The sequence below is a fragment of the Mameliella sp. MMSF_3455 genome, from assembly GCF_030733205.1.
Lineage (GTDB): Bacteria > Pseudomonadota > Alphaproteobacteria > Rhodobacterales > Rhodobacteraceae > Antarctobacter.
Genome location: NZ_JASHJL010000051.1, coordinates 1 through 24,075 on the forward strand (window position 1 = coordinate 1; position 24,075 = coordinate 24,075).

Below are 24,075 nucleotides of genomic sequence, written 5' to 3' on the forward strand. Positions count from 1 at the left end.
CCCTCTGGCAGCGCGACCTGGAAGGTGGTCTTGGGCTTGCGCGGCCTGGCCTTGGCCTGGGCGGTCTTACCCGTGGGTAAGGTCGCCCCCTCCCCTTGCGCAAAGCCACGCAGGATCTCGACCTCGCGCGCGGCGTCGCGGCGCGGTTCGGCCCGCAGCGCGGCGCTGACCTGCGAGATCAGCGAGGGGTCGTTGTCGATCCGCCGTTTCAGTTCCACCCCGACATTGCGCGGGATGTCCTGCGGGTGTTCCAGCACCTTTTCCAGCCGGTGCAGCAGTTCCGCAAAGGCGCGGATGTAGCTGCGCTTGACGTAGCTGGCGGATTTGAACAGCACCGCCACCGCCTCTGACACGTCGGTGCAATCGTGGCGCGGATCGGCGGCATAGCGGCGCGCCAGCGTCGCCATCTCGGCAAAGGAAATGTCGCGCCGCACGAGGTTCTCGTCGACCATGCGGCGATAGCTGTCCTCGGTCTGCGGATCGGGCGGCACGATGCCCGCGGGGATCGTGTCGAACCCCGGTTCGCCCGCGTCCCGAAGCGCGCGAAAGGCCATCAGCCGGCGCATCCCCTGGATCAGTTCATAGCGCCCGTCGTCGCGGGTCTCGACGCGGATCGGGTTGGACAGGCCGATCTCTCGGATCGAGTCCCGCAGCTCCTCCAGTTCCTCGTCCTCGCCGGGCTTGCGGTCCCGCAACAGCTTTTCCGTCACCACCTGGTCCAGCGGGATGCGGTCGGTGATCAGCCCGTCGCGCTTCAGGCGCACGAATTCCTGTGCCAGCTTGTCGTTCTCTTCGCGGATGCGCGCCTCTGCCGCCTGGCGGTCGCGCAGCGAATGGGCGTTTTCCGAAATGGCCGAGGCCATCGGCCCGCGCCGCGCGGCCGTCTCCGGCCCCTTGGGCCGGGGCGTATCGGCGCCCAGGTCGGGGCCGGCGTCGGACCCCACGTCCGGCATGTCGATGTCGAAAATCCTGCGCTTCTTGCTCATCCTTCAGCCTCCATGTTGTCCCAGGCGCCGATCACGGTCGCGCGGAATTCCTCATAGGCCTGGTCGAATGTAGATCTTGCCCTGCGCCAGGTCTCACGGGTCATTTCCCGGTAATCCATTTCGTATACCGAGCTGAGGAATCGCCCCGACTGTTCCACCGCGCGGGTCAGTTCCACCGGGTGTTCGGCCAGCTGCTCGCCAAAGACCTTGCCAAAGGCATCCTGCATCGCGCGGTGCAGGTCGTTGCCCGGTTCGAAGCGGGTCAGCAGGAAACGCACGTCGTGGAACGCCTTGGGCAGGTTGATCTTACCCGTGGGTAAGGTCCCGTCGAACCCGTGCGACAGATCCTCCAGCGCCTCGGCCAGCTGCCCGATGAAGGAGGTTGTGGAATCGTATTCCCAGTAGCCGGGGCCGGAGGGCACATAAAGCACGTCCGCCGCAAAGACCGCGTTCATCGACTGGTAGCCGATCGCCGGCGGGCAGTCGAAAAGGATCAGGTCATAGCTGTCGTCGGGGATCTGGTCGAGGTAGCGCGACACGGCGGCAAAGAACGACCAGTCCGGGTTCAGGTGCCGGTACTGGGCGCTGGCGAATTCCACGAAGGCGGCATTGGCGCAGCTGGGGATCGCGTCGATGGTCGACCAGCAGGTCGGCTTGATGAAATCGGTGATGCGCAGGTCGCCCAGGCCCAGCTCGGTGATGGCGGCGGGCAGGTGGCGGCGGGGCAGGGCGGCGCCGCTTTCGGCGCCGACGGGACCGGCGTTCATGCGCTCCGTCTCGCGGATCAGGTCGCGCGCCATGATGCCCCAGACGGTGTGATCCTCGGCCACGTCGGTCAGGCCCATGGAGTGGCTCAGCGTCGCCTGCGGGTCGAAATCCACCACCAGCACGCGGTAGCCGTCCAGCGCGGCGGCATGGGCGAAATGCAGCGCCACGGTGGACTTGCCCGCGCCGCCCTTGAAATTGGCGATGGCCGCGCGCACGGCGCGTTTGCCGGCAGGACGGGTGGGCATCAGGCTGCGCTTGTTGATGCGCAGGCGGCGGCGCAGCTCGTTGACCTCTTCGAGAGAGAACCAGCGCTGCCGGCCCTCGGGCTCGACCTCGCCGGCGGGCAGGGTGGGGTCGGCGGCCAGCTTGCCGCGAAAGGTGGACTGGTTGATGCGAAAGATCAGCTCGGACACCTCCCAGGACGAGAAGCGGCGCAGGGTCTTTTCCATCTCGGGCGAGAAGGTCTGTTGCCGGATCCAGCCCTGCAGTTTCAGCGAGCGGTTTTGAAGGGCGCTCAGGTCCTCATGTGTGAACATGCCTCGTTTCCTTTTCGGACGTTCTTTCGCGACGTTCCTTCATTTACGCCCGATTTGCGTTTTTGGCAAAAGAATTTATCCTGTGGACGGATCTTACCCACGGGTAAGAACCCGCCGTGAAATCAAGCCCCTGCGAATCGGAGTCGATTCGGGGGCAGGGCAGGGGAGGGCGGTCCGCGCCTCGGCCTGGCCCCTTGATGGCCGCGCATGATATAGGGGGACACCCCCGGCGCCCAGACGAGCCATAGGGGGACATTTTTGCCCCATAGGGGGACAGACAGGATGTCCCCCATCACCAAGAACTTACCTTTTTCTTTGAAAATGGATTAGGGTCAGGGGGCCTTCGATCCAGCGGCAGCGCACGGTCCCTTGACAGAATCGTAACTCTGGACGCAAATTGTTCCCAAGCTCGGAAAAGCGTTGGCAGCGCGGCAAAACTCGGGCAGATGAGGCGGGATATCCCCGGCAGGACATGAGCGGAGCCTACCATGCAGGCGATCAAACCGGTGGGGCGCGGTGCGCCCGCCATGAAATACGACATCCTGTCGGCGCTTGGCGTGCTGGCCCTGTCGCTGGACAAGCACAGGCAAAAGCTGATCCTGCGGCTCATGGTGCTGATCACCACGCGCTACAACTGGCAAAGCGGCGAATTGAGCATCGGCCGCGCAGAGATCGCGCGGCTGTGGTCGGTGGACGAACGCACGGTGAAACGCGAACTTGCCAAGCTCCGCAGCCTCGGCTGGCTGGAGGTCAAGCGCGCGGGCGTCAAGGGCCGGGTCACGGTCTACAGCATCGACCTTGCCGCACTTCTGGGGGAAACGCGCGAGGTCTGGGAGGTGATCGGCCCGGACGTGGCGGCGCGCCTTGGCGCGCCCGAGCCGGCGCCCGCGGATGACAAGGTGGTGCCGTTCCAGCCGCGCGCCGCGGCGACAGGCGGGCAGGGGGGCACCTGGGACAAGGCGCTGGCCGCGCTGGAGGCGGGCGACCCGGCGCAGACGCGGGCCTGGTTCGCCGGGCTGGTCGAGGCGGATTGCACGGGCGGGCGGCTGACCCTCCTGGCGCCCTCGCGGTTCATCGCGGATTACGTCGGCAACCACCATGCCGCCCGGCTCTTGGCGGTGGTCAGCGGGATCGATCCCTCGGTGCGCGAGGTGCGGGTGGAGGCGCAGTAGGGCCCTGGCGGTTATTCCGCCGGTTCCCTGGCCGTCTTGGGCGGCGCATCGCGGTAGGTGAGCGTCGCGCCCTCTGTCGCGGCATGGCCCTGGGCGCGGGCCTGAAGGGCGCCGTGATGGGGGGATTTCACGCAGACCGGATCGGTCGCGGCGGGGTCCCCCGCAAGCGCCATGGCCTGGCAGCGGCAGCCGCCGAAATCCACGGTCTTGCGTTCGCAGCTGCTGCAGGGCTCTTGCATCCAGTCGGTGCCGCGATAGGCGTTGAAGGCGGCGCCGTTGTGCCAGATCTCGGCCAGGGAGCGGTCCTGCACGTTCTCGAACGACAGGTGCGGGATGGTCTGGGCGGCGTGGCAGGGCAGGACCTGCCCGTCCGGGGCGACGTTCAGCCCGGTGGTGCCCCAGCCGCCCATGCAGCGCTTGGGATAGTCGCCGTGGTAGTCGGCGGGGACATAGTCGATCACCAGCCTGCCTTTCAGCGCGGCGCGCGCCTCTCCGACGATGCGTGTGGCCTCGGCGGCCTGCTCTCGTGTCGGCATCAGCGCGTCGCGGTTCTTCATCGCCCAGCCGTGGAACTGCACGGTGGCGACCTCGATCCGGCGCGCGCCCATCTCTTGCGCCATCTCCAGCGCGCGGGGCAGCTGGTGCAGGTTGCGTCGGTGCAGCACGGCGTTCAGCGTCAGCGGAAAGCCGATCTCTGCGATCCATTGCGCCACCTGCATCTTGCGGGCGAACCCGCCGCGATAGCCTCCGATCTCGTCTGCCATCTCTGCATCCGTGCCTTGCAGCGATAGCTGGACGTGGTCCAGTCCGGCGGCGTCCAGCTCTTGCAAGCGGCGCTGCGACAACCCGATGCCCGAGGTGATGAGGTTGGTATAAAGCCCCGCGTCCCGCGCCGCGCGCACCAGCTCGGCCAGGTCGCGGCGCGAGGCCGGTTCCCCGCCCGAGAGGTGCAGTTGCAGCACGCCCAACTCCGCGGCCTCTTGGAACACGCGGGCCCATGTCCCGGTGTCCAGTTCCGCGTCGATCCGGGCCAGCTCCAGCGGGTTGGAACAATAGGGACAGGAGAGCGGGCAACGGTGCGTCAGCTCTGCCAGCATGGCGATCGGGGGCGGCGGGGTCATCGGCTCACGTCCAGGAAACGGCGGTCGCGCAGGGCACCGAGGAAACCGGCGCTGTCCCTGGCGATCTCTTCGGCGGGGGCATTGTATTTCTGCGCCAGGCCCGCGGTGATCTGGGCAAAGCTGCGGGCGCCGTCGACCTCGGACAGGATGGCATGGCCCACGGCGTCCAGCGTGATGGCGCGTTCGGGCGCCAGCAGCACCCAGGTCTCGCGCACCTTGTCGTAATGCAGGCGCACGCCGCGGGGCAGGGTGGGGATGTCGGATGGCCCGATCATGAGGCGCGTTTCAGCGCCAGCCCCTCGCCCGGTTGCCAGGCGCCGGGCGGGATGCGCGCGGGGTCGACATAGGCGGCGTGCAGGGCGTCAAGCTGGGACCAGAGCACATCCGTCTTGAAGATCAGGGCCTTGGCGGCCATGTCCTGCTTTTCCTGCGTGTCGGCATGGTCCAGCACCCAGCCCAGGCCAAAGGCCACGTCCTTGGGCGCCTCCTTCAGCCGGTTGCGAAAGTAGGAGAGCGAGCTGTCATCCGCGAAATCGTAGTTCTTCAGCAGCCCCTCGATCCGGTTGGCGTGGATCTTGGGGGCGAAAAGCTCTGTCAGCGAGGCGGCCACCGCCTCCAGCAGGGTCTTGTCGCGGACAAAGCGGACGTAGGCATCGACGGCGAATTTCGTGGCCGGCAGCACGCCCGCGCAGGAGGCGACATAGTCGGGGTCCAGCCCCACCGCCTCTGCCAGCCGCAGCCAGCGGCGGATGCCGCCCTCGTTGGTGTCGGTGCCGTCGTGATCCTCGATCCGGCTTCGCCAGGCGCGGCGCAGGTCCGGGTCCTCGACCCGGGACATGAAAGCGGCGTCCTTCATAGGGATCGAATGTTGGTAGTAATAGCGGTTGATGACCCAGGCGCGCACCTGGTCGGGGGTGCAGCCGCCGCCGTGCAGGAGGTCATGGAAAGGGTGCAGGTCGTGATAGCGTTCGGCGCCGATCTGGCGCAGGCGGGCCTCGAAATCCTCGCGGCTCTGGGTCATGTGGTGATCTCCATTCCGTCCTGTCCGATGGTCCACCCGGCGGCCTCGGCCCGGGCGCGTTCATCGGACTCCGGGCGCAGCACGGGGTTGGTGTTGTTCATGTGGACATAGATCTTGCGGGTGATCCCCAGCCCGTCGAAGGCGGCCAGAGATCCGTCCGGACCGCTCATCGACATGTGGCCCATGCGCTTGCCGGTCTTCTGGCCAAGGCCCTCTGTGATCATCTCGTCGTCGCGCCAGAGCGTGCCGTCGAAGAACAGCAGGTCGGCGCCCTGCAGGCGCGCGCGCAGGTCGTCGGTCAGCATGGCGCAGCCGGGAATATAAAGCGTGCGGGTGTCGCCTGTCATCAGTTCGACGCCGACGGTCTGGTCGCCGATCACGTCGGTCTGGACGGTCTCGCCCTCCATGTAGAGCGGCACCTTGCCGGGCACGGCAAAAAGCGTCGCCGTCAGGCCGGGCAGCAGGTCGAAGGGGCGGTCGAGGTCGATGGCGCTGCGGGTGACGACCCTGGCGTTCAGCGCGTCGAAAATCGGGTTTTGCGCCAGGACCTCGTGGATGCCCGAGGTGGCGAACAGGGTGAATTCCTGCATCTCGCGCAGGGTCAGCAGACCGGCGACGTGGTCGATATCTCCATTTGTCACCAGCACGGCGCGCAGGGGGCAGTCACGCAGCCCCGTCGGGAACAGCGCGGGCGTGCAGGAGAGTTGGTGACGAATGTCGGGGGAGGCGTTCAATATCGCCCAGGTCTGACCGTCTGCTGACACCGCAAGAGAGGACTGGGTCTGGGAGGGAATATCCCCGGCGCGGGCGAGGGCGCAGTTGCGACAACCGCAGTTCCACTGCGGCAGGCCACCGCCCGCCGCCGCCCCGAGGATATGCGCGCGGAAACTCATGATACCCTCCGCGCGCCGCGCCTCAGAACAGGACGCCGTCGTCGTGCTCGGGGCCGTACATGTTGATTTCCATGCCGCATTCGATCTCGCGGATCGCGGGTTTCTTCCAGGCCATTGTCATTCCTCCTTTGACGTGAGTGGCAGTTTGGCCTTTCGACTGTCGCACCCGGCGGCGTGGGCTGACGATTCTTATTTTCTAAGAGCCCTCCGCGATTTTCGGGGCGGTTCCGGTGAGGCAAAAACCCTTGTTCCGTATCGTTCTGATTTCAAACAGGAAATCCTGACCGCTCAATTTCTTGCGCAGATAGCCGATGTAGACGTCTACGACGTTTTCACTAGTCCCCTCCGCCGACCAGAGGTGGTCAAAGATCGCGCCGCGATGCAGCGGGGTGCCCGCGTGTTCGGCCAAGAGGCACAAGAGGTCGGCCTCGCGCTCGGTCAGGGTGACCTCTCCGGCGGGGCCGGTCAGCACCCGGTCGGGCAGGGTCAGGCGGGCGGATTGCGGCGCCTGCCGGTCGGCGCGGCGTTCCTGCACCCGCAGCCGGGCCACCAGCTCGTCAAAGGAGAAGGGCTTGACGATATAGTCGTCGGCCCCGGCCTCCAGCCCCGCGGCGCGGTGTTCGACCTCGGACAGGGCCGAGAGCATGAGGATCGGCAGGGTGGCGCCGCGCGCGCGGGCGGTGCGCACCAGGTCCAGCCCGCTGTCGGCGCCTAGCATCACGTCGACGATGGCGCCGCGGAACGGCTCTGCCAGCAGCCGGTCCAGCGCGCGATCGGCGCGGTTCTCGGTCTCTGCCGCGTAGCCGTGCAGCGCCAGCCCCCGGGCCAGGGCCGAGGTGATCTGCGGGTCGTCGTCGACGATGAGAAGGCGCGCGGTCATGGGCGCAGGCTACCCCTCCGCAAGGGGAAGGAGAACCGCGATCTTTGTCCCGGCGGACCCGTCGGGCAGGGGGCTGGTCAGGGCGATCCGCCCGCCCTGTTCCTCGATCACCCAGCGGGCCAGCGCCAGGCCGATGCCGAACCCCTGGGCATTGGCGGCCTGCCCCTGTGCGAAGCGGTCAAAGATGCGGTCCTGCTCCTGTTGCGCAATGCCGGGGCCATGATCGGTGACGGCGATCCCTGCCAGCGCGCCGTCGCGCGCCGGGCCGATCCGCACCAGCCCGCCGGCGCGGGCGTGGCGGATGGCATTGCGCACCAGCCCGGCCAGAACCTGCCGCAGCCAGTTGGGATCGGCGGTCACCGTCAGGTCGGGGATCTCTTCGAGGCCCAGCCGCATCCCGGCGTTCTCGATCTCGGCGCCGACCTCCTCGGCGACCTCTTGGGCGATGCGGGGCAGGGGGGCGGGCTGCACCTCCAGCGCCAGTTGCCCGCTGTCCGAGCGCGCCACGCGCAAGAGGTCGTCGATCCGCCGGTTCAGCCGGGCGGCGCGGGATTCGATGGTGGCAAAGGCCTCTGGCGCGGTGCCGGTCTGGCGGCCGATCTGCGCCTCCATCAGGATCACGGTCAGCGGCGTGCGCAATTCGTGGCTGATGTCGGCGAAAAACCGGCGGCGGTTCTCGTCGACCTGTTCCAGCCGCAGGTTGGCGGCGCTGAGCGCCTCGGTGCGTTCGGCCACGATCTCGTTCAGGCGGGCGCGGTCGGCGTCGATCTCGGCCTGCCGATCCGCCAGCGCGCGGGCCATGCGGTTGGTTTCGGCGTAAAGCTGCCCGATCTCGTCGCCCCGGGTGACCGGCAGGGCGACGGCGAAATCCTCTTGCCCGATCTGGCGCGCGGCGGCGCGCAGGCGGTCCAGCCGTCCGAACTGTGGCCGGATCAATCCGAAGTAGAAGAGCAGGACCAGCGCCAGCGACAGGCCGGCGAGGATGATGGCAGTCAGCGAAAGGCTGCGGCGCAGGTCCTCGATGCCTTGCAGGGTCTCGTTGCGGAACCGCGCCTCGGTGCTGACCGCCTGGCTGAGCAGCGGGTCGATGGCGCTGGCGAAACTGTCGGTCTGGGCGCGCAGGCGGTCGCGGTCCGCCTCTGGATTGGCCAGCGCGGTCACCGTGTTGTCGAGCAGCGCGCGCATCCGCGCGAGGCCCAGCGACTGGGTGGCGTGGCGCGATTGCTGGTCGATCCCCAGCGCCTCGGCCCGGATCACCGCCTGTTCGAGGTCGCGGTCGAGATCGCTGAAGGTGCGGCGCAACTGGTCGGCCACGGGCGCCAGCCGGTCGGCCCGCGTGTCGGCGGACATCCCGCTTTGCGCCGCCTCGGTCGCCACCACCAGGAACCCCGAGACCTGCCGCGACAGCGCGGCATAGCGGTTCATCCGCGCCTCGGCCGCCAGCGCCGCGTCCAGCCGGTCGGCCACCCGCGTCATGCCGGTATAGAGGACCGCCGCCGCCAGCAGCGTGCCCGCCCCCAAGAGCGCCGCGCCCAGTCCCAGCCGCAGTTTCAGCGAGAGCGAGGGGATCAGGGGCACGGGGGTCTCCTTCCGGGATGACCGGATTCTGGGCGATACGGGCTGTGCCGCCTGAAATTCATGCATCGCTTTGCGGCAGAGTTGCGCAGCGGGGCAGGGGGTTTCTCGAGTCGTAACCGCTTTCGTGGCATGATGGAGTTACGACTAAAGATGTAATTGACAGAGGTGAACCATGATAGAACTGCTGTTTGTCGCCTGCCTCTCGGGCGCGCCCGATGCGCCCGGAGGCTGCCAGGAGAAGAGCCTGCTCTTTACCGACGTGACGCCGATGACCTGCATGATGGGCGCCCAGCCGGTGCTGGCCAAATGGGTCGAGACGCACCCCGGATTTGCCATCCGCAGCTGGACCTGCAAGACGGTGAACCCCGCCGAGCGCGAGGTCTGAGATTGGACACGCGCCCTGACGGGAGGGCCGGTCGCGTGTTCGTTTGTGACTTTGATTTTGCCATTTTGACGGATTTCATTTCTTGAGAGCGGGGCAGGGGGGCTGCGCGCCCCCCGTCTCCCTGCGGTCGACTCCCCCCCGGAGTATTTCGGGAGAAAAGAAGCCGGGCCCTGCGCCTGTGCCGGAGGGGCGCGCGCGGCGTCAGGTCTTGCGCTTCATCAGCCCGCGGGCGGGGTCGTAGCCCCAGACGGCGGCGCCCATCAGGACGACGACCGAGAGCGACACCCAGCCGAGGGCGGGCAGGTTCAATTGGAGGTAGAGCGCAAAGCGGATCAGCTCGACGGCGTGGGTGAAGGGATTGACCGCGCAGATGTCGTGCAGGAGCTCCGAGCTTTCGGCCATTTTCCACAAGGGGTAGAGCGCCGAGGAAAGGAAGAACATCGGGAAGATGACGAAGTTCATCACGCCGGCGAAGTTTTCCAGCTGGCGGATGAAGCTGGAAAGCACCAGCCCCAGCGCCCCCAGCATCAGCCCCGCCAGCGCCAGCGCGGGCAGGGCGGCGAGATAGCCCAGGGGCGGCATGGTGATGCCGAAGGCGGCGGCCACCGCGAGGAAGGTATAGACCTGCAGGATGGAAATCGCCGTCGAGCCCAGCAGCCGCGAGAACAGCAGCCACCAGCGCGGGAAGGGGCTGGTGAGCAGGAGCCGCATGGAGCCCATTTCCCGGTCGTAGACCAGCGACAGCGAGGATTGCATGCCGTTGAACAGCAGGATCATCCCGCAGAGGCCGGGGACGATGTAGGTCTCGTAGGTGATGTAGGTCTGGTAGGGCGGGATGATCGACAGGCCGAGCGCGGCGCGAAACCCGGCGGCAAAGACCAGCAGCCAGACCAGCGGGCGCACGAGCGCGGCGATGAACCTTTCGCGCTGGTGGACGAAGCGCAGGAACTCGCGCCCGATGACGGCGCGCAGGATGCCCAGGTGTCCCTTCATGCCGCTGCCCTCGTGCGGCTCAGGAACCAGTCGGAGAGTGGTGTTTCGCCCCGGATCTCTCCGGTCTGGCCGTCGGCGATGATCCGGCCCCGGTGCAGGACCAAAAGCTGGTCCGCGTCGCGGACCTCGTCCGTCAGATGGGTGGTCCAGAGCACGCAGAGCCCGTCCGTGCGCGCGAGGTCATGCACCTGCGCGGTGATCGCCATGCGCGATTCCACGTCCAGCCCGACGGTGGGTTCGTCCAGCAGCAGCACGCGCGGGTCATGCAGCAGCGCCCGGGCCAGCTCGGTGCGCCGCCTGTGGCCGCCGTTCAGCGCGCGGGCCTTTTCGTCGGCGCGTTCGCGCATGCCCAGCCGGTCAAGCGCGGCGTCGATGCGGGCGGGGACCTGCGCCCGGGGCAGCCCGTGCAGCGCGGCGAAATAGGCGAGGTTCTGGCGCACGGTCAGGTCCAGATCCAGCGTGCTTTGCTGAAAGACGACGCCAAGCGCCGCCAGCGCGCGGCGCGGGTGGCGGCGCATGTCCTGGCCGGCGACGTGGATGTCGCCGCCCGGCGCCACCAAAAGCCGGGTCAGCAGCGAGACCAGCGTCGATTTCCCGGCGCCATTCGGGCCGAGCAGGGCGCAGAAGCGGCCCGCGGGCACGGCAAAGCCGACCTCGTCCAGCGCCTTTTTGGCCCCGTAGTTGAAACTCAGCCCCTCGACACGCAGCCCGTCCGTCATCGCATAATCCGTCTTATGTTGTTTCTGCCAGCGTGGCCGGCGCACCGTCCAGCCTCAGGATCCGGTCCGCCAGCCGCTCGGCCTCGGCCCGGTCGTGGGTCACGAAAAGCGTCGCGGGCCGGGTCGTGGCCATCAGGGATTCGGTCAGGGCCAGCATACGCTCCGCGGTCTCGGGGTCGAGCGAGGCAAAGGGTTCGTCCATGATCAGCAGGTCCGGCGGGGTGGCAAAGCCGCGCGCCAGCGCCAGCCGCCGTTGCTGGCCCAGCGAGAGCTGGCCGGGAAAGAGCGTTTCCTTGCCCGCCAGGCCGACGCGGTCCAGCGCGGCGCGGGCGCCCGCGGTCCCGAGGTCGGGATGCACCAGCGTCAGGTTCTGCAAGACGCTGCGCCAGGGCAACAGCGTGGGTTCCTGGAAAACGACGGCCATGCGCTCGGGCCGGTCGACATGGCCGGTGAATGCCTCGTCGGTTCCGGCGAGGATGCGCAGGACGGTGCTCTTGCCGATGCCCGAGGGGCCGACCAGCGCCACGCATTCGCCCGGCGCGATGTCGAAATGCACCCGGCCCAGCACCTGCGCATTGCCAAAGTGCTTGTCGTCGATCCGGATGCGGATCATGCCTGCCTCCAGCGCCGGACGCGGCGTTCCCAGGGTTGCAGCACCAGCCATTCCACCAGCAGCATGACGCAGATGAAGGACAGCGCGTAGACCAGCACCATCGCCACGTCGAACAGCTGGAAATACAGGTGGATCTGGAAGCCGATCCCCGAGGAGCGGCCGAGGAATTCGACCACCAGCACGATTTTCCAGATCACCGCGATGCCCGACCGGGCGGCGGCGGTGATGAAGGGGGCCAGCTGTGGCAGCACGATATGGGCCATGCGGCGGCGCCAGCTCATCCGGTAGATCCGCGCCATGGCGTCCAGCTGCGGGTCCATTGCGCGGGCGCCCTCGCGGATCACGGTGGTCACGTTGGGGATCTTGTTCAGCGTCACCGCCGCGATGGCCGCGGTTTCCGTCAGCCCGATCCAGAGGTAACAGAGCACGATCAGCACCAGCGCGGGCAGGTTGAGAAAGATCACCAGCCAGGGGTCCAGCCAGCGGTTCACCGCCTCGGACCGGCCCATGACCAGCCCCAGCGCGATGCCCAGCCCCATCGCCAGCGCAAAGGCCCAGAGCACCCGGACCACGGTCTGGCCCAGGTGATACAGCAGTTCGCCATTGGCGAGTTCCTGGCGAAAGGGCGCCGCCAGCGCAAAGGGCGACGGCAGCACCTGCGGGTCCGCCGTCAGCGCCGCGGCCACGACCCAGAGCGCCCCCAGCAGGAGGATCGACAGGACCGTGACCGTGCGCGGCGAGGTGGCGCGCTCAGTCGAGATCCGCAAACAGCCCCTCCGGCACCCTGTCCGCCTTGCCGACAAGATCCGCGCCGCCAAGATCGGCCATGACCTGCAGCATCTTGTTCGCGGCCTCGATGTTGACCGGGCCGCGCTCGGGGATGCCGCCGATCCAGTCGGTCTTCAGCGTCTCGAACTGGGCGTCGGTCTTGGCGTTCATGCGCGGGCGGATCGCCTCCCAGGCGGCGGGATCATTGGCCAGCAGGTCCTTGGCGTCGCGGCTGGCCTCGTAAAGCGCCTGCGCCAGCCCCGGGTTGGCGTCCAGGAAGCTCTCCTTCATGTAATAGCCCAGAAGCGGCGTGTTCGGGTCCAGCCCCAGCGCCTTGCCGGCGGTGTCGACCGAGATCAGCTCTCGCATCCCGCCGGCCTTCATCTTGGCCAGGAAGTGCCAGAAGTTGATGGCGCCCGCGTAATCGCCGGACAGGCCGGACTTGAAGATCAGCGGCGGCGCGCCAAAGACCTGTTCGGTCTCGGCCTTGAGGTCAAAGCCGTGTTCCTGCTGGGCATAGGCGCGCAGGATCAGCCAGGACTTGTCCAGCGGCCCGCCCGCGATGCCGATCTTGCCGCCGGCGAGGTCCGGCAGGGCCTGCGCCTCGCTGGCCTCGGGGACGAGGATGGCGCCGACCGCGCGGCTGTAGGGGATAAAGACGTAATCCTTGCCCGCGGCGCGCTGGCGCGCGACCCAGATCCAGTCGGCGACGGCCATGTCGGCCTCGCCGCCCTCGACCGCGATGCGGGTGGCGCCGTTGTCGGCATAGCCCTGCACGTCCAGCGCGAAACCGTGTTTCCTGTCAAAGCCCTGTTCGGTGATGGTCGCCAGTTCCCAGTTCACGGTTCCGATTTTCAGTACCGCGGCGCGGATCGTGGGCACGTCCTGCGCCAGGCTTGGCGTGGCCAGTGTCAGCGCGGTGGCGGCGATGGCGCCGATGCGGCTGAAGATGGTCAGCATTGTCTGTCCTCCCCTGTCTCGCCGGACCTCCCTGCCCGGCTTTCCCTTGTCGACCCTAGTGCGCCGCAGGCAGCGCGGCGACTGGTCCAAAGGTCGTGATTCCCGCCACGGAAACGGCAACGCGCGGCCCACGGGGGGCCGCGCATCGATTGTGCTCTGCGCCGGTGGCGATCACTCGGCGCGGCGGCCGATCTCGTTCAGGTCGGCGTCCAGCTCGATGTCGAACTGGTTGCCGCCCTTGCAGATCACGTCGTCGAGTTCATAGCCGCCGTCTTCCATCTCGATGTCGTCCGGGTCCATCTGGCATTCCATCTCGGCCAGCATGGCGACGATCTTTTCCACGGTTTCGGCGTCGGGGCCGCCGTGGGCCTCGGCAAAGGCGGGGGCGGCAAGGCCAAGGGTGCAGGCGAAGGCAAGAGCGTATTTCATCGGTGGGGTCTCCTCGGGGGTTACTGGATGTTGAAGGTGACGCGCTGCGTCTCGCCGGTGGTGCCGGGGATACGCACGACGTGGCTGCCGGGCTTGATCGCGATAAAGGACAGGGTGACCGTCCCGGCCTTGTCGAACTCGATGGAATCGATGGCCATCGGGCGGATCTCGATCTTGTTGATGACGATCTCGTTCATCCAGATCGACCGGAAAAAGCTGGGCCCCTCGATCGCCAGTTCGGCCGAGCCGTCGGCGACGATCTCCAGCTCGTAGTAGGCGCCCGATTGCAGCACCATGTCCTCGCCCAGCGGTTCGCCCGAGGCCAGCGTCAGGCGGATCGGGTCCTCGGCGCGGTTGCAGGCGGCCAGCAGCCCGGCGAAACCGAAATCGTCACAGAGCGGCGCGGCAACGGCGGGGGTGGCCAGGGCAGAGGCCAGAAGGCCGGCGGCAAAGAGGTTTTTCATGGGATCTCCTGTTGCTTAATTCGGGGTGACGACAACGCCCCAGGGCTGTTGTCCGACCTGGACCGACTTGATCGCCTTTTCGGCCTCGACGTCGATCACGGTGATGTCGTTGGAATTGCCGTTGGTGGTCAGCAGGTATTTTTCGTCCGGCGTGAACGCCAGCTGCCAGACCCGCTGGCCAACGATGATGTAGTCAAGCACCTCCAGGCTCTCACCATCGATTACCGCAACGCGGTTGGCCGGGCCCAGTGCGACGAAAATACGATTGCCATCCTCCGTGACCTTGACCCCAACCGGTTGCAGCCACTCGGGCAGGACGCCGGGCACCTCGAACCCGATCTTGGTCACCAGCGTCGGCGCGCCGTCGGGGGCGATGTCCATGACGCTGACCGTGCCGCCGATTTCCGACGAGACGAACAGCCGCTTGCCGTCGGCGGTGTACTGGGCGTAGCGCGGGCGCTGGTCGACCAGCACGTTGTGCTTGATCGTGTAATCGCTGGTGTCGATGAAATGCGCCATGTTGGTGGTTTCCGAGGTGTTCACCACCCACTTGGCGTCCGGGCTCATGCCCATGCCCTCGGGTTCCACGCCCACCGGCACCTCGGCCAGGATCACGCCCTTTTCCGTGTCGGTCACGGTGACGAGGTTGTCATCCTCGTTGGCGATGTACAGCCGCTTGCCCGAGGGTTCGATGATGAACAGCTCGGGGTCGGGACCAGAGGGCAGGGTGCCCAGTTCCTCGTAGGTCTCGGTGTCAAAGACCCGCACCAGGTTGTCATCCGAGGCGCAGACATAAAGTTTCGTGCCATCCGGGCTGAGCGTGATGCCGCGCGGGCGGTTGCCGCCGGGAAACTCGGTGATGACCTCCCATGTGTCGGTATCGACCACGGTGATCGTGTTGCCCCGCTCGTTCGAGACGAAGGCCTTGTTGGCCAGCGCCGGCGTCGCCGCCAAAAGCGCGAGGGCCAGGGCAAGAGGGCGGGTGATGGAAGGTATTTTCATCAATCGGAACTCCGGTCAGTTGAAGGCCGAACAGCTGGATTCGGGCCGGTCCAGCCCCAGCGTGTCGAGCGGTGAGACCCGGTGCAGGAACCCGTCCTGCGGGCTGACGCTGACGGTGATCATGCCGTCATGCAGAAGGATCGGCTGGCGCAGCTGGCCGTTCCAGTTGCGGAAGGTCACCTTCTGCCCCTTGAAGGCCGCCAGCTCGAAATCGTCGGACAGGGCATAGTCGCGGATGCCCATGGCATCGACGGTGCTGGCCCGTGTCACCGCCTCGCCCACCACGCGCAGCGCCAGCCAGACGTTGTAGTCCGCGGGCTTGACGTAGCGCCCGGCCAGCGCCTCGAACCGGGTCTGGAACTGGGTCGCGCCCCAGGCCTCGTGCGCGGCGTGGAACGTCGTCGGCCAAAGCCCCGCCGAGCCCATGACAGGCCGCGGCGACCAGTGGTGATAGCCCAGGTAACGGGCGAAATAATCGGTGGCATCGGCGGCGATCAGCAGGTCATGTGCCTCGGCGCCCTGGGTAAAGACCGGCAGTTGCCGCTGCACCATGACATGCCCGGAGTCGGTGCGCCGCGCGCCGCCTGTGTCCTCAAAGGTCTTTTCGTCGGTGATCCTGGCGCCGAACTTGCGCGCCGCCTTGCGATAGGCCTCGGCCAGTTCGACATCCGCCGGGTTGGACCCGGAGACCAGGAACCAGCGTTTCCACTGTTTCCAGACCGCGAATTGCGCCACCGCGTCGGCCATCATGCCGTTCGACGGCGCGACGTGCAGCAGGTTGGCCCGGCATTGATCGTCGCGCAGTGCCACGCCCGGGGCCTGGGCATTCAGCACCAGCGCCCCCGCCTCTGCCGCGCGGTCGGCCAGGCGCAGCACGTCCGCATCCCGCGCCAGCACCACGATCAGCGTGATCCCCTCGGCCAGGATCTCGTCCAGCGCCGCCTCGGCGCCCTCGGGGTCGGTGGCCTTGTGGATCGTCTCGTAGGTATGGCCCAGGAAGCGGCCCGTGGTGCCGTTGTCCTCATCCGCCAGCATCGCCCCGGCAAAGCCGAGGTCCTCGGCCCGCAGGTCATAGCGCGAGATCGGCAAGAGCGTCTCGTAGTCCACCCGCAGCACCGCCGCGCGCACGTCCAGCGCCAGCGCGCCCGTGGCGCCCAGCACGGCAAGACAGGCCGCCAGAAGCGGCATCAGAACATATCGCACTTTCTCCTCCCTTCGGCCCGTTCTGTCGGTTGCGGGCGCTGTACCGGAGCCTTCCAGATTGCCGCTGATCAGGCGACCGATACCTTTGGCGCGGTTGTATGCCAAAGCCTACCGGATACACTTTGTCGCACTATTCTTATTTTCTAAGAACGGTGCCATGCGACTGATAACGCTGCTTTTTCTTCTCGTGACCGCCAGCGCCGCCGCGGCGCAGGAAAAGGTGGCCTTCTTCGGGCTGGCGCTGCTGGACAGGTCCTTGCAGACCGCCGAGACCGGCGACCACGGAGAGCGTGCGCGCATCGCCATGCTGGAAGAAATGGTGCGCGAAAGATTCGCCGAAGAGGGCTATGAGCTGCTCGATCTGGCGCCGATCCAGGAAAGCCTGGACCGCATCGTCAACCCGGCCAAATGCTATGGCTGCGACACCAGGATGGCGACGAAACTGGGCGCCGACTATGCGCTGGTGGGCGAGGTCCAGAAGGTCTCGAACCTGATACTGTCCATGAACCTGCAGATGCGCGATGCCGCGACCGGCCAGATGGTCAAGGGCCGGGTCGTCGATTTCCGGGGCAACACCGACCAGTCCTGGAGCCGCGCCATGCGCTACATCCTGAAGACCGCGTTTTTCACCAGGGAGGAAAAATGAAACGACGTCTGTTCCTCGCGGCCACGGCCGCGATCCTTGCGCCCGGCCTTGCGCTGGCGCATGGGCCGACCCGGCAAAAGATCACCGTGACCGCCGAGGTCGCCGCGCCCCCGGCAGAGGTCTGGGCCGCGATCGGCAATTTCCAGGACATGAGCTGGCACCCGGCGGTGGTGTCCCAATCCGGCGAGGGCGGAAACGCGATCGACGCCACCCGGCAGCTGTATCTTTCCGACCAGGGCGCCGAGGGGCCGATGATCTCGGAGATCCTGTACAAGTACAGCGACGAGAAGATGAGCTATTCCTACCGCATCACCGATGTCGCGGTCGAGGTGCTGCCCGTGACCAATTATTCCAGCCACCTGACGGTAAAACCGCTGGAGGGCGGCGGCTCGCTGGTGGAATGGCGCGGCGCCTTTTACCGCGGCTACCCGAACAACGACCCGCCCGAAGAGCTGAACGACGCGGCCGCCATCGCGGCGGTCACCGCCGTCTACCAGGCGGGCCTCGACGCGCTGGTCGAGCGGTTCGGTGCGCCCGGTTCGTGATCTTGCGCTGGCCCTGCTGTTGCTGGCGGGGCCGGCCGCGGCCGACACGGCCTTTGTCACCTGCCAGAACGGCGAGGTGTTGAGCGTCCTCGACCTCGACACGGGAACGGAACGCGCCCGCTGGCCCCTGCCCGGCAAACCCGCGGGTATCGCCGTGGGCGCCGGTGCGGTCTATACCGTTTCCCCCGATGACAAGACGGTGCGCCGCCTCTCGCCCAAGACGGGCGAGGTCCTGGCCCGCGTCACTCTGGACGGTGGGCCCATCGGCGTGGCGCTGGACGCGGCGCGCGGGCTTCTGTTCGTCTCGGACTGGTACAACGCCCGGATCTGGGTGCTGGAGGGCGAGACGCTGACGGTCACGGCCGAATTGACGACCGGCGCCGCCCCGGCGGGTCTGGCGCTCTCGCCGGATGGGGCCTTGCTGGCCTCTGCCGACCGCGATGCCGACCAGGTCTCGATCTTCGACGCCGAGACGCTGGCGCCCCTTGCCCGCGTGGCCGTGGGCACCCGCCCCTTCGGCCTGCGCTTTGCCCCGGACGGGCGGCTCTTCGTGGGCAATGTCGGCAGCAATGACGTGACGGTGATCGACCCCGCGCAGGCGCAGGTGCTGGCCACCGTGCCCGTCGGCGCCCGGCCCTATGGCGTGGGCTTTGCCCGGGGCCGCGCCTTTGTCACCAACCAGTATGCCGACACGGTCAGCGTCATCGCGCTGGAGACCCTGGCCCCCGAGGCGCTGATCAGCGTCGGCGAATACCCCGAGGGCATTGACACGTCGGCGGACGGCCAGCGTATCCTCGTCGCCAACTGGTTCGAGAACACGGTCAGCGTGATCGACGCCGCGACGCTGCAGGTGATCGCCGAGATCGAGACCGGCGACGGCCCGCGCGCCTTCGGGACCTTTGTCATGACGGAGGATGGATGATGATCCGATACGGTGTTGCCGCGTTTCTTTTGGGCGCAACCGCCCTGCCCGCCCTTGCCGCCGAAAGCTGGGACCAGATCCGCGATGAGCTTTACGGAGACCGCCCGCTGCTGGACGGGGCGCAACTGATCGCGCTGGACGTGCCCTACCGGACGCCCAACGACGCCCGCACCCGGATTGCCGCGCATGTGGTGGCGCCCGAGGGCGGGCAGATCGCCCGCGTCTCTGTCATCCTCGATGAAAACCCCATGCCGGTTTCGGCTGTCTTTGCGCTGGACAGGCCGCAGGAGAGTTTCTTCTTTGACGTCACCATGCGCGTCAACGGCCCCACCCCGCTGCATGTCGTGGCCGAAACCGGCGACGGGCGGCTCTTCGTGACAGAGGCATTCGTCAAGACCTCGGGCCAGGGCGCCTGCGCCGCGCCGCCGGGCAGCGACCCCAAGGAGGCGCTCAAGACCCTGGGCAAGATGGCGCTGAGCCTGGCCGAGGCCGAGACCGCGCGCGACCGTCTGGCGGGTCTATCGGCGCGGTTGCGGCAGTTGGACGTGGACATCTCGCACCCGTCGCATTCGGGGATGCAGATGGACCAGATTTCGCTGCTGTTTATCCCCATGCGCTATGTCGAGGACCTGGAAATCGACCTGGACGGCGCGGGCTATGTCGATGTGACCGGCTCGATCTCCCTGTCGGAAAACCCGCGCCTGGGGGTTTCCATCCCCGCGCGCACGCGATCGGTGGACGTGACCCTGACCGACACCAGCGGCACGGTCAGCCACGCGCACAAGTCGCTGGCGGGGTATTGAGGCGCCTCAGAATCTCCACGATCGGTTCCTAGTCTGCCCGAAAGATCTTTGGAGGCAGGGTAATGAGTCGAATCTTGAAGGCGGCAGTCTTGGCCTTGGCGTTGGGCCTGTCGGCCCAGGGCGCGGTGGCGCAGGATTTCAACGCGGGGGCAGACGCCTATGCGGCGGGTGACTATGCCACCGCCCTGAAGCAATGGCGCCCGCTGGCCGAAGCGGGGGATGCCGGAACGCAGTTCATGTTGGGGTGGATGTACGCCGACGGAAAGGGCACTGCACAGGACTATGCCGAAGCGGTCCGCTGGTTACGAAGGTCTGCCGCGCAGGGCGATCCGAGGGGCCAAGTGTATCTTGGACAGATGTATGACAAGGGAACGGGCGTCACAAAGGACTATGTCGAAGCGGTCCGGTGGTATCGCAAGGCCGCCGCGCAGGGCGATCCGAGGGGGCAAGCCTATCTTGGAAAGATGTATGACAGCGGAACGGGTGTCATCAAGGACAACGCCGAAGCTGTCCGATTGTATCGCAAGGCTGCGGAACAAGGGTACTTCAAAGCCCAGTTCGCCCTGGGGCGTATGTATCTGAACGGCAACGGTGTTCTTCAGGATTACATAACCGCCCACATGTGGATGAACATCGCCGCAGCAACCGGAGCCACGTTCGCCAAAAACGGTCGCGACGCCGTTGCCGCCCTTCTCTCCCCCCAGGACCTGACCCGCGCGCAACAAATGGCGCGGGCCTGCGTGGCGCGGGACTTCAAGGACTGCTAGGGCTGCGGTTCCAGCGGTGTGACCCGTTCCAGCGGGTAGTCCCAGAGCACCCAGCCGTCCGTGCCCTCGGGCAGCCAGTAGACGGTCTCGTACCCCCATTCGAGGGCGCGCTTGGCGGCGTTCCAGCTCATCCAGCAATCCTCGAGGCAGAAGAACAGCACCGGGCGGGTGGTGTCGCCGCCGGTCGCCTGGTCCAGCCCGCGGCGGAAATAATCCGCTGTCACCTCGGCGATCGCGCCATAGCCCACGTTGGGCAGCCAGAGCGCACCTGGGATCGTGTCGCGGGGCTTGTCGCGCCAGATCGTGCCCTCGGGCAATCCGGCGGGTTTCGGCGCCTGCGGCAGCACGTCGATGAAGGCCACCTCGCCCGAGGTCCAGAGGTCATGCGCCGCCTCCGGCCCCACCACGATCCCGCCTTTCAGGGTGCCGGGCACGGGTGCGCGGTAGTGGTCCATGCGATAGTCGTCGGGTTCGGGCACCGTCTGGGCAAGGGCAAGCCCCGGCAGCACCGCAAGCGCGATCACTGCCAGGGCGCGTCTCATTGCGTGACCTCGATCACCTCGTCGCCCAGGTCGGAGATCAGCGGCACGCCGGCCTCGGCCAGCAGCGCGTTGATTTCCCCCTGGTTGCGGCGGATCAGCGAGTTCAGCTTGCGTTGCCAGACCTTCTCGCCGTTCCGCACGCCCATGGTGATGCGATAGAACATCTTGGGCGGCAGGGTCTCGTTCAGCAGGGGGATGACCTTCATCCCCGGGTAGTCGGACTTGACCAGCGGCCCGCCGATGGGCCCCCAGATCACCGCGCCGTCGATCTCTCCGGTCTTGAGGTCGTCCAGCATGTCGATGGCGGGGTCTTCATGCCGCCGGTCGACCACCAGGTGATAGGGCTTGGCCTTGCCGATCAGCCCGTTGCGCGCCATGTGCGTGGCCGGCGGGCTGCCGGCGATCACGCCCAACCTTTGCCCCTTGAGCCGGTCATCGGCCAGCCCCTCGACCCCGGCCAGCGGGCCGTCCTCGGGGACGATCAGCACGAAGGCGGAGGTCAGGTAGTGGTTGGTGTTCAGCACCAGTTCGTGCCCCTGGGCATAGCCCACCACCAGGTCGCATTTCTTGGCCTTCAGCGTGTTGCGGATGAACCCGGTGGCCATCGGATACCAGGTATAGGTCACCGGCAGGTCCAGCTTGTCGCCGATCAGCTCGGCCAGGGCGTTTTCATAGCCGGTGCCGTCGCGGTTCGACATCGGCGAATTGGCCGGGTCGGCGCAGACCCGCAGGGCCGTCTTCGACACCAGGTCAGAGGTCTGGGCCTGCCCCACCTGCGCGGTGAGGGTCAGGCCCAGCAGGGCCAGCGCCAAGGCGCCGGCAAGATCAGCCCATGCACGCATCTTCCATCTCGCGCACCAGGTCCGATTTGGGTTCCTTCTTGCCCGGGCGGCCACGCGGGATGGCCTCCATGCCGCGGGCGGCAAGATAGACGTAGATGTCGTTGAGATAGCACATCACGTTCGGGTTGTCGCCGAAGTGGGGCATCACCGAGTTGCCGTTCTTGCGGCCGTTCACGACCACGTCGTAGAAATCGTAATAGCCCATGTGGACGGCGGAATTCTTGATTTTCGGCGCATAGGTGGACCCTTCGCCGTCGGGACCGTGGCAGACGTGGCATTCGGCGTGATAGCGGCGGAACCCGGAAAAGGTCGGCCAGTCCACGGTGCCGTCGTCCTGCACGTTGTAGGTCACGATGTCTTCGGCGTTGTAGTAGATCCCGTCGTCATCATAGGCGGCGTCGAACTCGCCCTCGTGCTTGGCGGGGTCCACCGGCTGGTCGCTCCAGCTCTGGGCCAGGCCCATCACGGGCAAAAGCGCACAAGCCGCGGCGGAAAGAAGGGTTCTGGATGCGGTCAGCATCATAGGGTCTCGCCTTTCGGGTTATTCGTTGTCGGGGGCACCGGCGCAGCGCATGGCTGCGCCGGCCCCTGTCATGCTGCGCGGATCAGTCCGGCAGGGCAAAGACGGTCAGCTGACCGCCAAGCGCGGTGTAGTCGCTGAGGGCCGAATAGCCGCCGACGGCGCCAAGACCGTCGTTCGGGTTGGTCAGGCCGGCCGCAAGACCGATCCCGGCCCAGCCGCCGACACCCGAGAGAACGCCGATGTACTGCTTGCCCTCGTGTTCGTAGGTCATCACGTTGCCGATGATGCCCGAGGGGGTCTTGAAGCGGTACAGCTCGTCGCCGGTATTGGCGTCGATCGCCTTCAGGTAGCCTTCGAGCGTGCCGTAGAACACCACGTCACCGGCGGTGGCCAGGGCCCCGGACCAGACCGAGAACTGCTCGGGGATGGACCACTTGATCTCACCCTTGAGGTTGTCCCAGGCGATGAAGTTGCCCATGCCGCCGTGGCTGTCCGGCGCCGGGTACATCGCCAGCGTCGCGCCGACGTAGGGCTGACCGGCGGTATAGGCCACGCGGAACGGCTCGTAGTCCATGCAGACGTGGTTGGTGGGCACGTAGAAGGTTTCCGTGCGCGGCGAATAGGCTGCCGGCTGCTGGTCCTTCGAGCCAAGCGCCGCCGGGCAGATGCCCGTCGAGTTGACGTCCTCGCCGTTGTACTCGGTCGAGTACTCGGCCACCACGGCCGGGCGGCCATAGGTGTCGGACTCGGGGTCCATGTCGACGCCGGTCGTCCAGTTCACCACCGGGTCGAACTTCTCGGCCACCAGCAGCTCGCCGGTGACGCGGTCCAGGGTGTAGCCTAGGCCGTTCCGGTCAAAGTGGGTGAGCAGCTTGCGCATCTCGCCGTCGATTTCCTGGTCGGTCAGGATCATCTCGTTGACGCCGTCGTAGTCCCACTCGTCATGCGGGGTCATCTGGTAGACCCATTTCGCCATGCCGGTGTCGATGTCGCGCGCCATGATGGTCATGGACCAGCGGTTGTCGCCGGGACGCTGCGCCGGGTTCCAGGTCGAGGGGTTCCCGGTGCCGTAGTAGACCAGGTTTTCCTCCAGATCGACCGAGTACCAGCCCCAGGTGGTGCCGCCGCCGATCATCCACTGATCGCCTTCCCAGGTGTTGATGCCCGAGTCGGGGCCGACAGGCTTGCCCAGGTGGGTGGTGTTTTCCGGGTCCATCAGGATGTCGGAATCCGGGCCCATCGAGTAGGCGCGCCAATCGACTTCGCCGGTTTCCATGTTGTAGGCGGTCACATGGCCGCGGACGCCGAATTCACCGCCCGAGATGCCGACGATCACCTTGTCCTTGACCGGCAGCACGGTCGCGGTGTTGGTCTCGCCGATCGAGGGGTCGCCGTTCACGGCCTCCCACAGCACTTCGCCGGTGTCGGAATCCAGCGCCACGACCTTGGTGTCGGCCTGGTGCAGGAAGATCTTGCCGTCGGCATAGGCCACGCCGCGGTTGACCGTGTCACAGCACATCACCGGGATCACGTCCGGGTCCTGCTTGGGCTCGTACTTCCACTTGATCTTGCCCTCGTCGGCAAGGTCCAGCGCGTAGACGATGTTGGGGAACGGCGTGTGGACATACATCGTGTCGCCCACGACCAGGGGCGAGCCTTCGTGGCCGCGCAGAACGCCGGTCGAGAAGGTCCAGGCAACCTGAAGGTCACCGACGTTGCCGGCGTTGATCTGGTCCAGTTCGGAATAACGCTGGTTCTCGTAGTCGCCGGTCTGGATCGCCCATTGAGCGGGGTCGCTCATCTGCTTGATCAGATCGTCGTTTGCATATGCCGCCGTGGCAACGCAAAGCGCGAGTCCAGATGTGAAAAGCGATAGCTTCTTCATTAGGAATTTCCTCCCGTTGGGTGGCCGCAGGGGCCATGCTGGTGACCGCCGCCCGCGCCGGGCGGGGGTCGTCTTACCCCGGTCCGCTGGTCTCTCCTCCCCAACGGAC

The 24,075-nt window shown here is 66.9% G+C and carries 29 protein-coding genes; 7 read left to right on the forward strand and 22 right to left on the reverse strand.

Features of this window, described 5'->3' with window-relative positions; translation table 11 throughout:
• Together RBB42_RS24325 and RBB42_RS24330 are read right to left on the reverse strand one after the other, a co-directional pair.
• The coding region (locus tag RBB42_RS24325; RefSeq protein ID WP_306043850.1) for a ParB N-terminal domain-containing protein at positions 1-986 on the reverse strand (986 nt) is incomplete at its 3' end.
• A complete protein-coding gene (locus RBB42_RS24330) occupies positions 983-2,290 on the reverse strand; it encodes an AAA family ATPase (protein ID WP_305972010.1) in 1,308 nt (435 codons plus the stop codon). The genes RBB42_RS24330 and RBB42_RS24325, both read right to left, overlap by 4 nt.
• A gap of 488 nt (positions 2,291-2,778) precedes the next feature.
• Here RBB42_RS24330 and RBB42_RS24335 point away from each other — a divergent pair, with 488 nt between their 5' ends.
• The gene (locus RBB42_RS24335) at positions 2,779-3,462 is read left to right on the forward strand and encodes a chromosomal replication initiator protein DnaA (RefSeq protein WP_305972009.1); all 684 of its coding nucleotides are present in this window, start codon (positions 2,779-2,781) and stop codon (positions 3,460-3,462) included.
• 11 nt (positions 3,463-3,473) lie between these two features.
• Here RBB42_RS24335 and pqqE read toward each other — a convergent pair whose 3' ends face one another.
• The 7 genes from pqqE to RBB42_RS24370 all read right to left on the reverse strand — a co-directional run bounded on the left by pqqE (position 3,474) and on the right by RBB42_RS24370 (position 8,955).
• Positions 3,474-4,583 carry a pyrroloquinoline quinone biosynthesis protein PqqE gene (pqqE, locus tag RBB42_RS24340; RefSeq protein ID WP_305972008.1) on the reverse strand — a complete coding sequence of 370 codons (1,110 nt, stop codon included), beginning with the start codon at positions 4,581-4,583 and terminating at the stop codon, positions 3,474-3,476.
• A complete protein-coding gene (gene pqqD, locus RBB42_RS24345; RefSeq protein ID WP_305972007.1) occupies positions 4,580-4,858 on the reverse strand; it encodes a pyrroloquinoline quinone biosynthesis peptide chaperone PqqD in 279 nt (92 codons plus the stop codon). The genes pqqE and pqqD overlap by 4 nt, the downstream gene beginning before the upstream one ends.
• Positions 4,855-5,604 carry a pyrroloquinoline-quinone synthase PqqC gene (gene pqqC / locus RBB42_RS24350; RefSeq protein ID WP_305972006.1) on the reverse strand — a complete coding sequence of 250 codons (750 nt, stop codon included), beginning with the start codon at positions 5,602-5,604 and terminating at the stop codon, positions 4,855-4,857. Before pqqC ends, pqqD begins: the two co-directional genes overlap by 4 nt.
• Complete coding sequence (gene pqqB / locus RBB42_RS24355; RefSeq protein WP_305972005.1) at positions 5,601-6,497, reverse strand: pyrroloquinoline quinone biosynthesis protein PqqB; 897 nt, start codon at positions 6,495-6,497, stop codon at positions 5,601-5,603. Before pqqB ends, pqqC begins: the two co-directional genes overlap by 4 nt.
• Before the next feature lie 22 nt (positions 6,498-6,519).
• Positions 6,520-6,612, reverse strand: a complete 93-nt coding sequence (gene pqqA, locus RBB42_RS24360; protein ID WP_305972004.1) for a pyrroloquinoline quinone precursor peptide PqqA — start codon at positions 6,610-6,612, stop codon at positions 6,520-6,522.
• Positions 6,613-6,693: 81 nt separating this feature from the next.
• A complete protein-coding gene (locus tag RBB42_RS24365) occupies positions 6,694-7,377 on the reverse strand; it encodes a response regulator transcription factor (protein ID WP_305972003.1) in 684 nt (227 codons plus the stop codon).
• A gap of 9 nt (positions 7,378-7,386) precedes the next feature.
• The gene (locus RBB42_RS24370; RefSeq protein WP_305972002.1) at positions 7,387-8,955 is read right to left on the reverse strand and encodes a sensor histidine kinase; all 1,569 of its coding nucleotides are present in this window, start codon (positions 8,953-8,955) and stop codon (positions 7,387-7,389) included.
• 172 nt (positions 8,956-9,127) lie between these two features.
• Between RBB42_RS24370 and RBB42_RS24375 the strand changes: the two genes are divergently transcribed.
• Positions 9,128-9,340, forward strand: a complete 213-nt coding sequence (locus tag RBB42_RS24375) for a hypothetical protein (RefSeq protein WP_305972001.1) — start codon at positions 9,128-9,130, stop codon at positions 9,338-9,340.
• Between the two features lie 201 nt (positions 9,341-9,541).
• On the opposite strand, the gene RBB42_RS24380 is transcribed toward RBB42_RS24375, so the two are convergent.
• From RBB42_RS24380 to RBB42_RS24420, 9 genes are all read right to left on the reverse strand, one after another.
• Positions 9,542-10,333, reverse strand: a complete 792-nt coding sequence (locus tag RBB42_RS24380) for an ABC transporter permease (protein ID WP_305972000.1) — start codon at positions 10,331-10,333, stop codon at positions 9,542-9,544.
• Complete coding sequence (locus RBB42_RS24385) at positions 10,330-11,052, reverse strand: ABC transporter ATP-binding protein (RefSeq protein ID WP_305971999.1); 723 nt, start codon at positions 11,050-11,052, stop codon at positions 10,330-10,332. Before RBB42_RS24385 ends, RBB42_RS24380 begins: the two co-directional genes overlap by 4 nt.
• A gap of 13 nt (positions 11,053-11,065) precedes the next feature.
• Complete coding sequence (locus RBB42_RS24390) at positions 11,066-11,665, reverse strand: ABC transporter ATP-binding protein (protein WP_305971998.1); 600 nt, start codon at positions 11,663-11,665, stop codon at positions 11,066-11,068.
• Positions 11,662-12,426: an ABC transporter permease gene (locus RBB42_RS24395; RefSeq protein WP_371931817.1), complete on the reverse strand. Its 765-nt coding sequence runs from the start codon at positions 12,424-12,426 to the stop codon at positions 11,662-11,664. The genes RBB42_RS24390 and RBB42_RS24395 overlap by 4 nt, the downstream gene beginning before the upstream one ends.
• Entirely contained in the window at positions 12,416-13,393 is a 978-nt protein-coding gene (locus tag RBB42_RS24400; protein ID WP_305971996.1) for an ABC transporter substrate-binding protein, read from the reverse strand. Before RBB42_RS24400 ends, RBB42_RS24395 begins: the two co-directional genes overlap by 11 nt.
• A 171-nt stretch (positions 13,394-13,564) precedes the next feature.
• Complete coding sequence (locus RBB42_RS24405; RefSeq protein WP_305971995.1) at positions 13,565-13,822, reverse strand: PepSY domain-containing protein; 258 nt, start codon at positions 13,820-13,822, stop codon at positions 13,565-13,567.
• A 20-nt stretch (positions 13,823-13,842) separates the two neighbouring features.
• Positions 13,843-14,286, reverse strand: a complete 444-nt coding sequence (locus tag RBB42_RS24410; protein ID WP_305971994.1) for a hypothetical protein — start codon at positions 14,284-14,286, stop codon at positions 13,843-13,845.
• 15 nt (positions 14,287-14,301) lie between these two features.
• Positions 14,302-15,288: a YVTN family beta-propeller repeat protein gene (locus RBB42_RS24415; protein WP_305971993.1), complete on the reverse strand. Its 987-nt coding sequence runs from the start codon at positions 15,286-15,288 to the stop codon at positions 14,302-14,304.
• A gap of 15 nt (positions 15,289-15,303) precedes the next feature.
• Complete coding sequence (locus RBB42_RS24420) at positions 15,304-16,476, reverse strand: ABC transporter substrate-binding protein (protein WP_305972025.1); 1,173 nt, start codon at positions 16,474-16,476, stop codon at positions 15,304-15,306.
• 172 nt (positions 16,477-16,648) lie between these two features.
• On the opposite strand from RBB42_RS24420, the gene RBB42_RS24425 reads away from it, so the two are divergent.
• From RBB42_RS24425 to RBB42_RS24445, 5 genes are all read left to right on the forward strand, one after another.
• The gene (locus tag RBB42_RS24425) at positions 16,649-17,137 is read left to right on the forward strand and encodes a DUF3280 domain-containing protein (protein WP_305971992.1); all 489 of its coding nucleotides are present in this window, start codon (positions 16,649-16,651) and stop codon (positions 17,135-17,137) included.
• Positions 17,134-17,682: an SRPBCC family protein gene (locus RBB42_RS24430; protein ID WP_305971991.1), complete on the forward strand. Its 549-nt coding sequence runs from the start codon at positions 17,134-17,136 to the stop codon at positions 17,680-17,682. Before RBB42_RS24425 ends, RBB42_RS24430 begins: the two co-directional genes overlap by 4 nt.
• A complete protein-coding gene (locus RBB42_RS24435) occupies positions 17,666-18,604 on the forward strand; it encodes a YVTN family beta-propeller repeat protein (RefSeq protein WP_305971990.1) in 939 nt (312 codons plus the stop codon). The genes RBB42_RS24430 and RBB42_RS24435 overlap by 17 nt, the downstream gene beginning before the upstream one ends.
• Complete coding sequence (locus tag RBB42_RS24440; RefSeq protein ID WP_305972024.1) at positions 18,604-19,407, forward strand: quinoprotein dehydrogenase-associated SoxYZ-like carrier; 804 nt, start codon at positions 18,604-18,606, stop codon at positions 19,405-19,407. The genes RBB42_RS24435 and RBB42_RS24440 overlap by 1 nt, the downstream gene beginning before the upstream one ends.
• A 125-nt stretch (positions 19,408-19,532) precedes the next feature.
• Entirely contained in the window at positions 19,533-20,174 is a 642-nt protein-coding gene (locus RBB42_RS24445; RefSeq protein ID WP_305971989.1) for a tetratricopeptide repeat protein, read from the forward strand.
• Here the strand turns inward: RBB42_RS24445 and RBB42_RS24450 are convergent.
• From RBB42_RS24450 to RBB42_RS24465, 4 genes are all read right to left on the reverse strand, one after another.
• Entirely contained in the window at positions 20,171-20,716 is a 546-nt protein-coding gene (locus RBB42_RS24450) for a PQQ-dependent catabolism-associated CXXCW motif protein (RefSeq protein WP_305971988.1), read from the reverse strand. The two genes, RBB42_RS24445 and RBB42_RS24450, sit on opposite strands and share 4 nt — an antisense overlap.
• Positions 20,713-21,558 (reverse strand): substrate-binding domain-containing protein, encoded by an 846-nt coding sequence (locus RBB42_RS24455; RefSeq protein WP_305971987.1) that lies wholly within the window; start codon positions 21,556-21,558, stop codon positions 20,713-20,715. Before RBB42_RS24455 ends, RBB42_RS24450 begins: the two co-directional genes overlap by 4 nt.
• On the reverse strand, positions 21,542-22,078 hold the full coding sequence (locus RBB42_RS24460) for a c-type cytochrome, methanol metabolism-related (protein ID WP_371931818.1): 537 nt from the start codon (positions 22,076-22,078) through the stop codon (positions 21,542-21,544). Before RBB42_RS24460 ends, RBB42_RS24455 begins: the two co-directional genes overlap by 17 nt.
• Before the next feature lie 85 nt (positions 22,079-22,163).
• A complete protein-coding gene (locus RBB42_RS24465; protein ID WP_305971985.1) occupies positions 22,164-23,966 on the reverse strand; it encodes a methanol/ethanol family PQQ-dependent dehydrogenase in 1,803 nt (600 codons plus the stop codon).
• Between the last annotated feature and the right edge of the window lie 109 nt (positions 23,967-24,075).

What these genes read in the sequence shown, in the direction of transcription:
- pqqC (WP_305972006.1), bottom strand. Translation starts at nt 5,604, where the DNA reads ATGACCCAGAGCCGCGAGGATTTCGAGGCCCGCCTGCGCCAGATCGGC.
- RBB42_RS24385 (WP_305971999.1), bottom strand. Translation starts at nt 11,052, where the DNA reads ATGACGGACGGGCTGCGTGTCGAGGGGCTGAGTTTCAACTACGGGGCC.
- pqqD (WP_305972007.1), bottom strand. Translation starts at nt 4,858, where the DNA reads ATGATCGGGCCATCCGACATCCCCACCCTGCCCCGCGGCGTGCGCCTG.
- RBB42_RS24440 (WP_305972024.1), top strand. Translation starts at nt 18,604, where the DNA reads ATGATCCGATACGGTGTTGCCGCGTTTCTTTTGGGCGCAACCGCCCTG.
- RBB42_RS24455 (WP_305971987.1), bottom strand. Translation starts at nt 21,558, where the DNA reads ATGCGTGCATGGGCTGATCTTGCCGGCGCCTTGGCGCTGGCCCTGCTG.
- pqqA (WP_305972004.1), bottom strand. Translation starts at nt 6,612, where the DNA reads ATGGCCTGGAAGAAACCCGCGATCCGCGAGATCGAATGCGGCATGGAA.
- RBB42_RS24415 (WP_305971993.1), bottom strand. Translation starts at nt 15,288, where the DNA reads ATGAAAATACCTTCCATCACCCGCCCTCTTGCCCTGGCCCTCGCGCTT.
- RBB42_RS24375 (WP_305972001.1), top strand. Translation starts at nt 9,128, where the DNA reads ATGATAGAACTGCTGTTTGTCGCCTGCCTCTCGGGCGCGCCCGATGCG.
- RBB42_RS24425 (WP_305971992.1), top strand. Translation starts at nt 16,649, where the DNA reads ATGCGACTGATAACGCTGCTTTTTCTTCTCGTGACCGCCAGCGCCGCC.
- RBB42_RS24365 (WP_305972003.1), bottom strand. Translation starts at nt 7,377, where the DNA reads ATGACCGCGCGCCTTCTCATCGTCGACGACGACCCGCAGATCACCTCG.
- RBB42_RS24450 (WP_305971988.1), bottom strand. Translation starts at nt 20,716, where the DNA reads ATGAGACGCGCCCTGGCAGTGATCGCGCTTGCGGTGCTGCCGGGGCTT.
- RBB42_RS24390 (WP_305971998.1), bottom strand. Translation starts at nt 11,665, where the DNA reads ATGATCCGCATCCGGATCGACGACAAGCACTTTGGCAATGCGCAGGTG.
- pqqE (WP_305972008.1), bottom strand. Translation starts at nt 4,583, where the DNA reads ATGACCCCGCCGCCCCCGATCGCCATGCTGGCAGAGCTGACGCACCGT.
- RBB42_RS24380 (WP_305972000.1), bottom strand. Translation starts at nt 10,333, where the DNA reads ATGAAGGGACACCTGGGCATCCTGCGCGCCGTCATCGGGCGCGAGTTC.
- RBB42_RS24335 (WP_305972009.1), top strand. Translation starts at nt 2,779, where the DNA reads ATGCAGGCGATCAAACCGGTGGGGCGCGGTGCGCCCGCCATGAAATAC.
- RBB42_RS24410 (WP_305971994.1), bottom strand. Translation starts at nt 14,286, where the DNA reads ATGAAAAACCTCTTTGCCGCCGGCCTTCTGGCCTCTGCCCTGGCCACC.
- RBB42_RS24330 (WP_305972010.1), bottom strand. Translation starts at nt 2,290, where the DNA reads ATGTTCACACATGAGGACCTGAGCGCCCTTCAAAACCGCTCGCTGAAA.
- RBB42_RS24465 (WP_305971985.1), bottom strand. Translation starts at nt 23,966, where the DNA reads ATGAAGAAGCTATCGCTTTTCACATCTGGACTCGCGCTTTGCGTTGCC.
- RBB42_RS24400 (WP_305971996.1), bottom strand. Translation starts at nt 13,393, where the DNA reads ATGCTGACCATCTTCAGCCGCATCGGCGCCATCGCCGCCACCGCGCTG.
- RBB42_RS24405 (WP_305971995.1), bottom strand. Translation starts at nt 13,822, where the DNA reads ATGAAATACGCTCTTGCCTTCGCCTGCACCCTTGGCCTTGCCGCCCCC.
- RBB42_RS24430 (WP_305971991.1), top strand. Translation starts at nt 17,134, where the DNA reads ATGAAACGACGTCTGTTCCTCGCGGCCACGGCCGCGATCCTTGCGCCC.
- RBB42_RS24460 (WP_371931818.1), bottom strand. Translation starts at nt 22,078, where the DNA reads ATGCTGACCGCATCCAGAACCCTTCTTTCCGCCGCGGCTTGTGCGCTT.
- pqqB (WP_305972005.1), bottom strand. Translation starts at nt 6,497, where the DNA reads ATGAGTTTCCGCGCGCATATCCTCGGGGCGGCGGCGGGCGGTGGCCTG.
- RBB42_RS24420 (WP_305972025.1), bottom strand. Translation starts at nt 16,476, where the DNA reads ATGCCGCTTCTGGCGGCCTGTCTTGCCGTGCTGGGCGCCACGGGCGCG.